General features: G+C 61.7%; 14 protein-coding genes. 5 read left to right on the top strand and 9 right to left on the bottom strand.

Translation table 11 applies throughout. The annotated features are described in order from the left end of the window. Positions 1 to 5: 5 nt before the first annotated feature. From K663_RS01860 to K663_RS01840, 5 genes are all read left to right on the top strand, one after another. Positions 6 to 518, top strand: a complete 513-nt coding sequence (locus tag K663_RS01860) for a sterol desaturase family protein (protein WP_062113462.1) — start codon at positions 6 to 8, stop codon at positions 516 to 518. 4 nt (positions 519 to 522) lie between these two features. Then, on the top strand, positions 523 to 1,152 hold the full coding sequence (locus tag K663_RS01855) for a nicotinate-nucleotide adenylyltransferase (RefSeq protein WP_062113459.1): 630 nt from the start codon (positions 523 to 525) through the stop codon (positions 1,150 to 1,152). Positions 1,153 to 1,164: 12 nt separating this feature from the next. Then, a complete protein-coding gene (rsfS, locus tag K663_RS01850; protein ID WP_062113457.1) occupies positions 1,165 to 1,554 on the top strand; it encodes a ribosome silencing factor in 390 nt (129 codons plus the stop codon). A gap of 44 nt (positions 1,555 to 1,598) precedes the next feature. Further along, positions 1,599 to 2,021, top strand: a complete 423-nt coding sequence (locus K663_RS01845; RefSeq protein ID WP_062113454.1) for a 23S rRNA (pseudouridine(1915)-N(3))-methyltransferase RlmH — start codon at positions 1,599 to 1,601, stop codon at positions 2,019 to 2,021. Between the two features lie 81 nt (positions 2,022 to 2,102). After that, complete coding sequence (locus K663_RS01840) at positions 2,103 to 3,341, top strand: murein hydrolase activator EnvC family protein (RefSeq protein WP_062113451.1); 1,239 nt, start codon at positions 2,103 to 2,105, stop codon at positions 3,339 to 3,341. 8 nt (positions 3,342 to 3,349) lie between these two features. Here the strand turns inward: K663_RS01840 and K663_RS01835 are convergent, their stop codons facing one another. The 9 genes from K663_RS01835 to coxB all read right to left on the bottom strand — a co-directional run bounded on the left by K663_RS01835 (position 3,350) and on the right by coxB (position 11,804). Continuing rightward, positions 3,350 to 4,219 (bottom strand): class I SAM-dependent methyltransferase, encoded by an 870-nt coding sequence (locus K663_RS01835; RefSeq protein ID WP_062113447.1) that lies wholly within the window; start codon positions 4,217 to 4,219, stop codon positions 3,350 to 3,352. After that, positions 4,216 to 5,616, bottom strand: coding sequence for a threonine synthase (gene thrC / locus K663_RS01830; RefSeq protein WP_062113442.1), 1,401 nt, complete (start codon positions 5,614 to 5,616; stop codon positions 4,216 to 4,218). Before thrC ends, K663_RS01835 begins: the two co-directional genes overlap by 4 nt. Before the next feature lie 44 nt (positions 5,617 to 5,660). Beyond that, a complete protein-coding gene (locus K663_RS01825) occupies positions 5,661 to 6,302 on the bottom strand; it encodes an SURF1 family protein (RefSeq protein WP_062113439.1) in 642 nt (213 codons plus the stop codon). 208 nt (positions 6,303 to 6,510) lie between these two features. After that, a complete protein-coding gene (locus tag K663_RS01815; RefSeq protein ID WP_062113434.1) occupies positions 6,511 to 7,341 on the bottom strand; it encodes a cytochrome c oxidase subunit 3 in 831 nt (276 codons plus the stop codon). A gap of 43 nt (positions 7,342 to 7,384) precedes the next feature. Continuing rightward, on the bottom strand, positions 7,385 to 7,960 hold the full coding sequence (locus K663_RS01810; RefSeq protein ID WP_062113431.1) for a cytochrome c oxidase assembly protein: 576 nt from the start codon (positions 7,958 to 7,960) through the stop codon (positions 7,385 to 7,387). Then, the gene (locus K663_RS25050) at positions 7,960 to 8,091 is read right to left on the bottom strand and encodes a hypothetical protein (protein ID WP_256382201.1); all 132 of its coding nucleotides are present in this window, start codon (positions 8,089 to 8,091) and stop codon (positions 7,960 to 7,962) included. The genes K663_RS01810 and K663_RS25050 overlap by 1 nt, the downstream gene beginning before the upstream one ends. Then, complete coding sequence (locus K663_RS01805) at positions 8,088 to 9,008, bottom strand: heme o synthase (protein ID WP_062113427.1); 921 nt, start codon at positions 9,006 to 9,008, stop codon at positions 8,088 to 8,090. Before K663_RS01805 ends, K663_RS25050 begins: the two co-directional genes overlap by 4 nt. Before the next feature lie 118 nt (positions 9,009 to 9,126). Further along, positions 9,127 to 10,794 (bottom strand): cytochrome c oxidase subunit I, encoded by a 1,668-nt coding sequence (gene ctaD / locus K663_RS01800; RefSeq protein WP_062113424.1) that lies wholly within the window; start codon positions 10,792 to 10,794, stop codon positions 9,127 to 9,129. A 17-nt stretch (positions 10,795 to 10,811) separates the two neighbouring features. Beyond that, a complete protein-coding gene (gene coxB, locus K663_RS01795; protein ID WP_062113421.1) occupies positions 10,812 to 11,804 on the bottom strand; it encodes a cytochrome c oxidase subunit II in 993 nt (330 codons plus the stop codon). Positions 11,805 to 11,927 lie beyond the last annotated feature (123 nt).

Genomic DNA, 11,927 nt, shown 5'->3' with positions numbered 1-11,927 from the left:
GCCGCATGACCGTCCTTTCGCTGTTCCTCATCTTTGCCGCCACGGTCGCCGCGATGGAAGGCTTCGCCTATGCCATGCACCGCTGGGTGATGCATGGCCCCGGCTGGTTCCTGCATGCGAGCCATCATCGCCCCCGCACCGGCTGGTGGGAAGCGAACGATCTGTATTTCGTCATCTTCGCCATGCCCTCCATCCTGCTGCTGCTGGGCGGGGTGCAATGGGGCTGGGGTGATTGGGCGACGGCCTGCGGGGCCGGGATCGCCGCCTATGGGCTGATTTATCTCGGCTTCCACGACATCCTCGTTCACCGCCGCATCGGCCACCGCCATGTCCCGCGATCGCGCTACATGAAGCGAATCGTCCAGGCGCACAGGCTGCACCACGCAGTCGGGACGCGCGAAGGCTGCGTCAGCTTCGGCTTTCTGATCGCGCCACGGCCCGAGCAACTGAAGCGGCAACTGTCGAGCGGCGGGCGTGCCGGACTGCGCGAAGCGCGGACCGTAGTGGATACCGACTGAAGGCATGGCGCGTATCGGCCTTCTGGGCGGCTCCTTCAATCCGGCCCATGGCGGGCACCGCGCCATCTCGCTCTTCGCGGCGAAGGCGTTGCGGCTCGACGAGGTCTGGTGGCTCGTGTCACCGGGCAATCCGCTTAAGCCTCGCAAAGGCATGGCGCCGCTGCCCGCCAGGCTTCGCCACGCGCGTCATATGGCTCGCCGCGCACCGATTCGCGCCACCGCGATCGAGCAGGCTCTGGGCACTCGTTTTACCGTCAATACGGTAAGAACAATCACTCGCCGCTTCCCCCGCAACCGCTTCATATGGCTGATGGGTGGGGATAATCTGGCACAGTTCGACCAATGGAAGGACTGGCGCGGCATTGCGCGACAGTTGCCCATTGCCGTAATTGCCCGTCCCGGCTATGATGGTACTGCCCGTGGCTCTGGGGCCATGGCCTGGCTGCGGCGTTTCGTCCGGCCCGCGCGCCAGAGTGCAGAGTGGACGGATTGGAGAACGCCGGCGCTCGTGCTTTTGCGCTTTCGCCCTGATCCAAGATCGGCGACCCTGTTACGGCAGGCGAAACCCCTCTGGCATTGCGAATATGAACATGCACGCGTGCGCGATTCGCTCACGCGCCGGTTGATTGTCTAGAATGGAGCATCTTTGACCAGACCACATCCCGCCAACGACACGGCCCAAGGCGCCGATAGCGTTGCCGCCCTGCACGACCTTGTCCTCAAGTCGCTCGACGACGACCAGGCGCAGGAAACCATCTCCATCCCTCTCGAAGGCAAAAGCAGCATCGCTGACCATATGGTGATCGCCAGCGGGCGTTCGTCGCGTCAGGTCGCTTCGATGGCGCAGAAGCTGGCGGAGCGCATCAAGCAGGCTACCGGCCGCACCGCGCGCGTCGAAGGATTGCCCATTGCCGATTGGGTGCTGATCGATGCAGGCGACGTGATCGTCCACCTGTTCCGGCCGGAAGTGCGCAGCTTCTATAATCTGGAGCGCATGTGGGGCTTTGTCGATGCGCCGGTAGCCGGCACCGCCTGATACGGCCTTCGACAAGCGCGCGCTGACTTGTTAGGAGCTTCTCCATGCTCCTCCACATCATTGCGCGCGGAAAGATCGGGCGCTCGGCCGAGGCTGAGCTTGTCGAGCGCTATATGAAACGGCTGACGATGCCGCACAGGATAACCGAACTGCCTGATCGCGGCGGCAAACTGCCGCCTGCGCAGCCGGGCACGGTCACCGTCATGCTCGACGAAAAGGGCCGCCAACTGGGCTCGGTGGAGTTCGCCAGACGGCTGGAAGGCTGGCGTGACGCGGGCACCCGCGAATGCCGTTTCCTGATCGGCGCTGCGGACGGGTTCGAGGATGCCGACAGGGCGAACGCTGACCTGCTGATCGCCTTTGGCGCAATGACCTGGCCGCACATGATGGCACGCGCGATGCTGGCGGAACAACTCTGGCGCGCATCTTCGATCCTGTCGGGCCATCCCTATCATCGCGAAGGCTGATATGGTCGCCGCTCGACAGCGGCCGGGTTTTCAGGATAGGCAGTCCACGCGGCCCGTCCACATGGGCCGCAAGGGGCAAGGGTGAAACGGTCAGCAATTGTCGCAGCGGTCATCGGGGGTGCAGCGGTCGTTGCCACTGCTCGCCTGACCGCCGCCGGTCCTGGCATCATCCTAGGCGGCACGGGTGAGACCAGTCTTCAACAGGAACAGGCCGCCCTCAAGGCCGCACGAATCCAGTCCGAGCAGGCGCGCGAACGGTCCGAACGACTGGAACAGCAGGCAGGCGCCGCCCGTGACGAGGCGGATCAAGCACGACGCCGGGCGGCCGCCATGGCCGCGCGCATTCAACAGGCCGAAGCCGATATTCAGGCGGCACAGGCCCGCATCGCCATCATCGCCCGCATGCAGCGCGCCCAGGCAGCACGGCTCGCGGCGAAACAGGAACCGGTCGTGCGCCTGACAGCGGCACTTCAGATGATGGCGCGCCGCCCTTTGGCGCTGGCGCTGGTGCAGCCCGGATCGGTCAGTGACGCAGTGCACATGCGCGCCGTTCTGAACCAGATACTTCCCGTCATCCAGGAACGTACGGCAGGCCTGCGGGCGGAGCTGGATCGCAGCCGAGCCCTGCGCGAAAGTGCGGAACAGGCTGCGGGTTCCCTGACGCAGAGCCAAGCCGATCTACGCAACCGCCAGGCCGCGCTCCAGACGCTGGAAACGCGCAAGCGGCTGGCGGCAAAGGACTATCGTTCCAATGCAGATCTAGAGAGCGATCGCGCGCTGGCCATGGGTGAGCGCGCGCGCGATATCGTTGACCTGATGGACCGGCTGCAGGCGGCTGGCGACCTGCGGGATGAGTTGGCGGCGCTCCCCGGCCCGCTGCTTCGCCCCGCCCGGCCGGATCTGGCGGCCGCTCCTGCGCCAACGGAGAAACGACAGTCAAGCGGACCGCCTCCCTACCGTCTCCCGGTCATGGGACAGCTTGTCACGGGAATGGGGGAATTGTCCGAAAGTGGTGTGCGATCACGCGGCCTGACCATCGTGACGCAGCCAGGCGCGCTGGCGGTAGCGCCAACGGCGGGTCGCGTGGTCTTTGCCGGGCCGTATCGCGGCTATGGGCAGATATTGATCCTGGACCATGGCGGTGGCTGGACGACGTTGATCACCGGATTGCTCCGCCTTTCCGCAACCGTTGGGGACAAGGTGCGCCAAGGCGATCCGCTGGGCAGCGCGGGGCTGGGACGGCCAAGCATCACCACTGAATTGCGGCGCAATGGACGGCCAGTGAACATCGTACCGCTGCTGGGATCAAGGGGAGCGTAGGCGGGCGCTCAGCGCCGCCAGCGCGCCCAGATCGCCGTCGGCAGGGATAGGCCCCGCGCTTCCTCACGCACCGCCAGTTCGCCCGCTTCCACCTCTCCAGGCAGATCTGCGAAGACTTGTCGCAGCAATTCCCCGATCGCCAGCGCCGACATTCGGACCGCATAAACCGTCAGAAACAGAAAGCGGCTATCGGTATCGAGCAGTTGTCTGCAATTGGCGATAAGGGCAGGCAGATCCTCTTCCAGACGCCAGATCTCGCCATCAGGCCCACGGCCATATTTAGGCGGATCCAACAAGATGCCGTCATAGCGCCGCCCTCGCCTCACCTCGCGCGCAACGAATTTGGCTGCGTCATCGACGATCCAGCGAACTGGCCGGTCCTCCATGCCCGATGCGGCGGCGTTGGCGCGCGCCTGCGCCACGGACTTTTTGGATGCATCGACATGGACCATTTGCGCGCCGCCAGCCGCCATCGCCAGCGTACCGACGCCGGTATAGCCAAACAGGTTCATCACCTGTGGCTGCTCGACGCCATCGACTTGCCCGCGCATCCAGTTCCAGACCGGCGCCATGTCGGGGAAGAAGCCCAGGTGACGAAAAGGCGTGCAACTGGCCTGGAAGGTCACCTCCTTCCAGCTAAGCGGCCAGCCTTCCGGCGGAACCGGTCGGGCATGAACCCAGCGTCCGCCACCTTCCTCGTCAGAGCCGGGCACGAACTCACCATCGGCCTGCCAGTCCGCACTGGCTGGCGCCCACATGGCCTGCGGCTCGGGCCGGATGAACCGGAAACGGCCATAGCGTTCCAGCTTCCGGCCGTGACCTGAATCGATCAGGCCGTAATCGGCCCAGGGTTCGCCAATGAGTGTGTCGAGCTTCATGCCCGTGGAGTAGCGCGCTCCGCGACATAGGCGGTTATCGCGTCAAAGGTCGCAGGCAGCTTGGCATAGGCTTCCTCGCGAGCGAACAGATCTCCCATCCGTGCTGGCAATGGCGGGCGAATACCTGTCGCGCGCTCGACGGCCTCACGGAACTTGGCCGGATGCGCGGTCGCCAGCGTCACGATAGGAACGCTCGCATCGACGTTCAGTTCGCGCGCGGCGGCAAGCCCCACGGCGCTGTGCGGATCGATCACCTGTCCCGAACCGTCGAAAGCCCAGCGGATCGCCATGTTCATCGCATCACCATCAACACGGGCAGAGGTCAGGAGCTTCGCAGCACCGGCTCGCTGGGCATTGGTAAGGCGCATCGAGCGGTTTGTCTCGAAACCCTTCATCTGCGTAGAAAGGGCAGCGCCGTCCCGCCCGCCAGCATCGAACAGCAAACGCTCGAAATTGGAGCTGATCTGGATGTCCATGCTGGGCGTCGCCGTCTGGACCACCTGACCCTGGCTGTAATCGCCGTCTGAAAGCGCACGGTGAAGAATGTCGTTCACATTGGTGGCGACCATCAATTTGGCGACGGGCAACCCCATCTGCGCGGCAACATAGCCCGCGAACACATCGCCGAAATTACCGGTGGGCACGGAAAAGGCGACCGGCCGTTCCGGCGCACCCAGGCGAACTGCAGCGTAGAAATAATAGACGACCTGCGCCATCAGCCGCGCCCAGTTGATGCTGTTCACCGCTGACAGATTGAAGCGCTTTGAAAAGGCGGCGTCGTTGAACATCGCCTTTACCAGCGACTGCGCATCGTCAAAGCTGCCCTCGATGGCGATATTATAGACGTTGGGCGCGCGCACGGTCGTCATCTGCCGACGCTGGACATCCGACACCCGGCCTTCCGGGTGCAGCATGAAGATGTCGATCTTCTCGCGTCCGGCCACCGCGTCGATCGCCGCCGATCCAGTGTCCCCGGATGTCGCACCGACGATTGTCAGATGGTCGTCCCGTCGCGACAGGAACCGCTCGAACAGTTGGCCGAGCAACTGTAGCGCTACATCCTTGAACGCCAGCGTCGGACCGTGGAACAGTTCGAGCAACCAATGCTGATGATCAAGTTGCACCAACGGCGTCACCGCCTGATGGCTGAAGCGTCCATAGGCTGCGGTGCAGAGTTCCCGCAGTTCATCCTCCGTCAGCGATCCTGCCACATAGGGCGACATGACCCGCACTGCGGTTTCGACATAAGAGAGGCCAGCAAGCGCACTGATCTGGTCATCGGAAAGGCGCGGCCAGCTTTCGGGGATGTAGAGCCCCCCATCAGACGCCAGCCCTGCCAGCGTCACATCTTCGAAACCCAGCCTGGGGGCGCTTCCTCTGGTGCTCACATACTGCATGATGGGGAAGCGCGGTAACGATGCAGGGCGGGCGGAGCAAGCATTTACGACGACCCGCCGGGCGGCGGGGCGCGCTTGCGCAGTGCAAGCGCATAGATGAGAGCGGCCACGGCGGCGAACAGAAACCACTGGACGGCATAAGCGAGATGATTGTTGGGGACATCCTCAACGGTCGGCGGCGCTACAGGCTTCAGCCCGTTCGGTGCGCGTTCCGCAATCAGCATCGGCCGCAATGGCAGAACATCGCCGGCAAACCGCGAGAGTAGCGTTCTGTGATCTGGTTCTTCCGAGATCCAACCTCCGATGTGGCCGCCGTCCCAATTCAGTTTCAGGTCCGGTTGCTTGGCGACGCCCACTGCGACGAGCGCACCCGGCCCCTCTGCGCCGGTGGAGCAATGCGCGATATAGCGATAGCCCACTGACCCATCAGCGGCCCGTCCTGCTTCGGTCTGCCAAGCTACAACATTAAGGCAATGGAGCGATGAGCGGCGGAACAGCAATTCGTCAGGGACGGGGGGCGTCCAAGGAAAGCTAATCGCCGGCTTCGCTGGATTCGCCGCCACAAGCGCCAGAGTCGCTTCCTTTTGACCCCGCCTTTGCAATTGCCAAACGCCAAGGCCGATCATGACCAAAATTGCGGCCGCAACGATCAGAGTCGCCAGAAGCGGAAAGCGCCCAGATTTCATAAATGCTGCTCCGCTGGCCAGATGCTGAAAGCCGCTTTCGCCAATATCCTGTTGTCGAAACTCATCAACCGGGGCTCGGCACCACATGCAAAGGGCCGTGGAGAAGGAACGGGGAACGACATGATCGGAGCAGCCATAATCCGCCTCGCCGCAAAAGGAAACGGCCGGGTCATGCCCGGCCGTCCGCTATCTGAATGTTGATCGGTGATTAGCCGCCATGCATCGGGGCGCCCCAGCCGCCCCAGACGTAGATGGCGACGAACAGGAACAACCAGACAACATCGACAAAGTGCCAGTACCAGGCAGCCGCTTCGAAACCGAAATGCTGGCGGGGGGTGAAGTGCCCCTTGTAGACGCGGATCAGGTTAACGATCAGAAAGATCGTACCGACCAGAACGTGAAACCCGTGGAAGCCGGTCGCCATGTAGAAGGCCGAGCTGTAGGGGCTGCCGCCGAACGGAAACGGAGCATGGGCATATTCATAGGCCTGGATCGACGAGAACAGCACGCCAAGGATGACGGTCAACCACAGACCGGTCTTGAGGCTTTCACGATCGCCATGAATCAGCGCGTGATGCGCCCAGGTGACGGTGGTGCCGGAGCAGAGCAAGATCAGCGTGTTGAGCAGCGGCAACTCGAATGCATTCATTACTTCGATGCCTTTTGACGGGAACATTCCGTCAATCGGCGGGAGCTGACTCGGGAACAGCGAGAAGTCGAAATATGCCCAGAACCACCCCACGAAGAACATCACTTCGGAAGCGATGAACAGGATCATGCCATAGCGCAGGTGCAATTGGACGACAGGCGTGTGGTCCCCGGCATGCGCTTCGGCGATCACATTGGCCCACCAGCTGTACATGGTGAACAGGACGCCAGCCACGCCGATCAGGAACACCCAACCACCGCCAGCGGGCATCGCGTCGGGATGCATCCACATGATCGCGCCAACTGCCATAACCAGCGCGGACATGGATCCAAAAAGCGGCCAGATGCTGGGCGGTAGAATATGATAATCGTGCTGCTTGGCGCCTGCCATGACGTACTCTTCCCTGTTCGCGTTCGCGTTATCGTGGATTGCCTTAGCTCGGCTTCTTGTCCTGCTCAACAGGATAGAAGGTGTAGCTTAGCGTAATTTGCTGCGTGTCCCGGTTGTCAGGATCCGCCAGAATTTTTGGATCGACATAATAGAGCACCGGCATTCGGACTTCCTGGCCAGGCTGCAAGGTCTGCTGCGTGAAGCAGAAGCATTGGATCTTGGTGAAATAGGCACCGGCCTGAGTCGGCGTGACGTTGAAGCTCGCCGTTCCGGTCACCGGCTTGTCGGACATGTTCTTGGCAATGAAGATAGCCATGTCCCTGGCCCCAACGGTCACCGTATCGGTCCTGCGCTCAGGATAGAATTGCCACGGCATGCCGGGCTGAACGTTTGAGTCGAAGCGGATAGACATGTTGTGGCCAACAGCCGGCTGCACATTGACGTCGCCAGACGCGCGCTGCGTCGTGCCGCCAAAACCCGTCCGTTCGCAAAAGATGCGATAGAGGGGAACCGATGCGAAGCCCAAGCCGAGCATTGCGAAACCTACGCCCGCCATGGCCACCAGAGTTCGCCGATTACGCCGGTCCCGATCGAAGGGAGACGGCGGCAAGCTGGCCATCAATGTCCTCCACCCATCTTGGCGATGGTGATCGCGTAGAAGAGGATGACGAGCGCGGCGAGCAGGAGCCCCGTCACGAGCGCACGCGACTTCTGTCTGCTTCTGACCTGTTTTTCTTCTTCAGGCGTCATGCAAGCAGCCAACGATCGACCACGACCGCTCCAAAGAGAAGGAAAAGATAGAAAATTGAATATTTGAACAGCCGCCGTTCGGGTCCCATGCGGGCCGGATCCATCTCCCTGCGCCAGAAGACCTGGAAGGCGAAGACAACGAACAACGCGGTTCCGAGCAGCGCGGTCACCCCATAGATAAAGCCGGTGAGGCGCAGAAGGACCGGCGCCATCGCCGCCGCCGCCATGATCGCTGTATAAAACCAAATCTGCCGGCGCGTTGCGACTTCGCCGGACACAACCGGCAGCATCGGAATGTTTGCCGCAGCATAATCGGTCTTCACGAACAGCGCGAGCGCCCAGAAGTGCGGCGGGGTCCAGAAGAAGGTGAGCATGAACAGTGCGATCGGCAGCGCGCCCACATCACCTGTAACGGCAGCCCAGCCTATGACCGGCGGAAAGGCGCCAGCAGCGCCTCCGATCACAATATTTTGCGTCGTCCTGGGCTTGAGCCAGATGGTGTAGACGAACACATAAAAGAGGATCGATACCGCGAGAACCGCTGCTGCCAGCCAGTTGGTGGCGATACCCATCAAAAGTACCGAGAAGAAGGAAAGACCGACGCCAAAATGGAGCGCAGACTGCCGATCCATGCGGCCCGCCGGAAGCGGCCGGTTGGCGGTCCGCTTCATCTTTGCATCAATATCGGCCTCGTACCATTGGTTGAGCGTCGCCGCAGCGCCCGCGCCCAGCGCAATGCAGAGGATGGCCGTGAAAGCCAAAACGGGGTGAATATGGCCCGGCGCAGCAAGCAGGCCACAAAGCCCGGTGAAGACCACAAGGGTCATCACCCGCGGCTTGGTCAGCGCGACGAAATCCCGCCAGTGCGCGGGGATCGTGGAAGCCGTGTTTTCGGCCGTGAACGGCAAACTTGCCATATGCTCCTCATGCGGCGACCCGGCGCCATTACGGACGCCGGGACTGCTCATATTAGGTCCACGGCGTTAGCCGCTACCCGGCGTCCCAATAACGGGACGCCTTTGTTCGCGCCGATCGTCAGTCGACGACCGGCAGGGTTTCGAATTGGTGGAACGGCGGCGGGCTAGACAGCGTCCATTCCAGCGTAGTGGCGCCTTCGCCCCACGGATTACCTTCCGCCTTCTTGCCAGCAACGAGCGACCAGAAGACGTTCACGAAGAAGATCAGCACCCCGACCGCCATGATCTCATAACCGTGGCTGGCCACGCCATTCCAATAAGCATAGGCTTCGGGATAGTCAGGATAGCGGCGAGGCATGCCCGACAGGCCCAGAAAGTGCATCGGGAAGAACAGCAGGTTCACGCCGACGAAGAAGACCCAAAAGTGCAGATGGCCGAGAAACTCGTTGTACATCCGGCCCGACATCTTCGGGAACCAGTAATAGAAGCCCGCGAACAGGCCAAACACAGCACCCAGCGAAAGCACGTAGTGGAAGTGCGCTACGACATAATAGGTGTCATGCAGTACGTCATCGACACCGCCATTCGCTAGCACAACGCCCGTAACACCGCCCACCGTGAAGAGGAAAATGAAGCCCAGCGCCCACACCATCGGGGTTTTGAAGCTGATCGAACCACCCCAGATCGTCGCGATCCACGAGAAGATCTTGATCCCGGTAGGAACAGCGATAACCATCGTCGCAGCCGTGAAATACATCTTAACGTTCACGGACATGCCGGTGGTGAACATGTGGTGCGCCCACACGACGAAGCCGACGACGCCGATCGCGACCATGGCGTATGCCATGCCCAGATAACCGAATACCGGCTTGCGACTGAAGGTCGAGATGATCTGGCTGACGATACCGAAGCCCGGCAGGATCATGATGTACACTTCGGGATGGCCGAAGAACCAGAAGAGATGCTGGTACAGTACAGGGTCGCCGCCACCGGCCGCATCATAAAATGTGGTGCCGAAGTTACGATCCGTCAGCAGCATGGTGATCGCGGCAGCCAGAACGGGCAGCGCGAGCAGCAGCAGGAAGGCGGTGACCAGCACTGACCAGACGAACAGCGGCATCTTGTGCAAGGTCATGCCCGGCGCGCGCATGTTGAGAATGGTGGTGATGAAGTTGACCGCACCCAGAATGGAGCTGGCGCCCGCAATATGCAACGACAGGATCGCCATATCGACGGCCGGGCCAGCTGAACCACTGGTCGAAAGCGGCGCATAGACCGTCCAACCCGTCCCAGCGCCATTGCCAGTCCCTCCAGGGACGAAGGCAGAACCCAAAAGCAAGGCGAAAGCCGGGATAAGCAGCCAGAAGCTGATATTGTTCATCCGCGGAAAAGCCATGTCGGGCGCACCGATCATGATCGGTACGAACCAGTTGCCAAAGCCGCCGATGATCGCGGGCATGACCATGAAGAAGACCATGATCAGGCCGTGCGCGGTGATCAGCACGTTCCAGAGATGATAGGCTTGGTCAAGCGTGGCATTGGGGCCATCGCTGAACTGCGCCCAAGTCTGAAGATACTGGATGCCCGGCTGGGCAAGTTCGGCACGCATCAACCCTGAAATCGCGCCACCGATCACGCCCGCGAGGATCGCGAAGATCAGATAGAGAGTACCAATATCCTTATGGTTCGTCGACATGAACCAGCGCTGGAAAAAGGCTGGTTTGTGATCGGCGTCATGATGCTCATGAGCATGATCGCCGTGATGATCTGCGGTAATGGTTGTCATGGCGTCTTGCCCTTACATCAAAGCTTTTCGGCGGGTGCGGCGGCAGGCGCAACGGGAGCGGCAGCAGCAGTCGCTGCTGCCCCCTGAAGCTTACCACCCTGCGAGAGGACCCACTGGTCAAACTGAGCCGGGGGCAGCGCCTCGATCGCGATCGGCATGAAGGCGTGGCGTGCGCCACACAGTTCCGAGCACTGACCATAATAGACGCCCGGCTTCTCGATGGAGAAGCTCTTTTCATTGAGGCGGCCCGGCACCGCATCCATTTTTACCCAAAGCGACGGAACGGCAAAGCTGTGGATGACGTCAGCGCCAGTAATGATCAGCTTGATCGGACGGCCAACAGGCAGCACGAGGCGATTGTCAGGCGCGAGCAGATAAGGCTCGCCATTTGCCTCGGCCTTGTCCTGCGGGAGCATGTTCGAAACGAATTCGGGAATGGCGTTGTCGGGGTACTCATAGCCCCAATACCATTGATAGCCTGTGACCTTGACGGTCAGCGCATCCTTGGGCGCGGGCTTGTACTGGTCGGCCAGCAAGCCGATCGACGGCACGGCGATCACCAGAAGGATAATAACCGGAACCACGGTCCAGATCACTTCGATCAACGTATTGTGCGAGGTCTTCGACGGCACCGGATTCGCGCTGCGACGGAAACGGACCATGACATAAAGCATCAGGATGAGCACGAGGATCGAAATGATCGTGATCAGCGGAAGCAAAAGCACATCATGCAACCAGCGGGCGGTGTGGCCGGTCGGGCTGAACTGTTCCTGCAAGGTGATTTCGCCAGGACGCGGCATACCGATGCCTTCGATCGGCTTCATCCGGGCCGGGGCGGCAACTTCGGCGGCAGGAGCCGCAGCATTAGCGCTCGATTCGGTCGGCGCGACCGCGTTGTCAGCAGCAGCCGCGAGGGCGGCATTGTCCTGTGCCAACGCCTGACTGTTCAGCCCCGCAGCCGGCGCAAAGGCCAGCAATCCGGCGAGAACGAGCGATTTCACCATCTTCATAAGCGTCTTCTTACCCCGTAACCCCTTGGCGCCGCTGCAACGAAGGCGCGCGCATACGCATCCCCCCGCCCGGTCGGTCTGCCGCGGCTTATAGGCATGGTTTTTTCCTGCCTCAAGCGGGCA

Source organism: Sphingobium sp. MI1205 (assembly GCF_001563285.1).
GTDB lineage: Bacteria > Pseudomonadota > Alphaproteobacteria > Sphingomonadales > Sphingomonadaceae > Sphingobium.
This window is presented reverse-complemented; position numbering and strand designations above follow the sequence as displayed.

Coding starts and splice junctions, on each gene's coding strand:
- K663_RS01835 (WP_062113447.1), bottom strand. CDS start 4,219: ATGAAGCTCGACACACTCATTGGCGAACCCTGGGCCGATTACGGCCTG.
- ctaD (WP_062113424.1), bottom strand. CDS start 10,794: ATGACAACCATTACCGCAGATCATCACGGCGATCATGCTCATGAGCAT.
- coxB (WP_062113421.1), bottom strand. CDS start 11,804: ATGAAGATGGTGAAATCGCTCGTTCTCGCCGGATTGCTGGCCTTTGCG.
- K663_RS01845 (WP_062113454.1), top strand. CDS start 1,599: ATGCTCCTCCACATCATTGCGCGCGGAAAGATCGGGCGCTCGGCCGAG.
- K663_RS01825 (WP_062113439.1), bottom strand. CDS start 6,302: ATGAAATCTGGGCGCTTTCCGCTTCTGGCGACTCTGATCGTTGCGGCC.
- K663_RS01860 (WP_062113462.1), top strand. CDS start 6: ATGACCGTCCTTTCGCTGTTCCTCATCTTTGCCGCCACGGTCGCCGCG.
- thrC (WP_062113442.1), bottom strand. CDS start 5,616: ATGCAGTATGTGAGCACCAGAGGAAGCGCCCCCAGGCTGGGTTTCGAA.
- K663_RS01855 (WP_062113459.1), top strand. CDS start 523: ATGGCGCGTATCGGCCTTCTGGGCGGCTCCTTCAATCCGGCCCATGGC.
- K663_RS01810 (WP_062113431.1), bottom strand. CDS start 7,960: ATGGCCAGCTTGCCGCCGTCTCCCTTCGATCGGGACCGGCGTAATCGG.
- K663_RS01815 (WP_062113434.1), bottom strand. CDS start 7,341: ATGGCAGGCGCCAAGCAGCACGATTATCATATTCTACCGCCCAGCATC.
- K663_RS25050 (WP_256382201.1), bottom strand. CDS start 8,091: ATGACGCCTGAAGAAGAAAAACAGGTCAGAAGCAGACAGAAGTCGCGT.
- K663_RS01805 (WP_062113427.1), bottom strand. CDS start 9,008: ATGGCAAGTTTGCCGTTCACGGCCGAAAACACGGCTTCCACGATCCCC.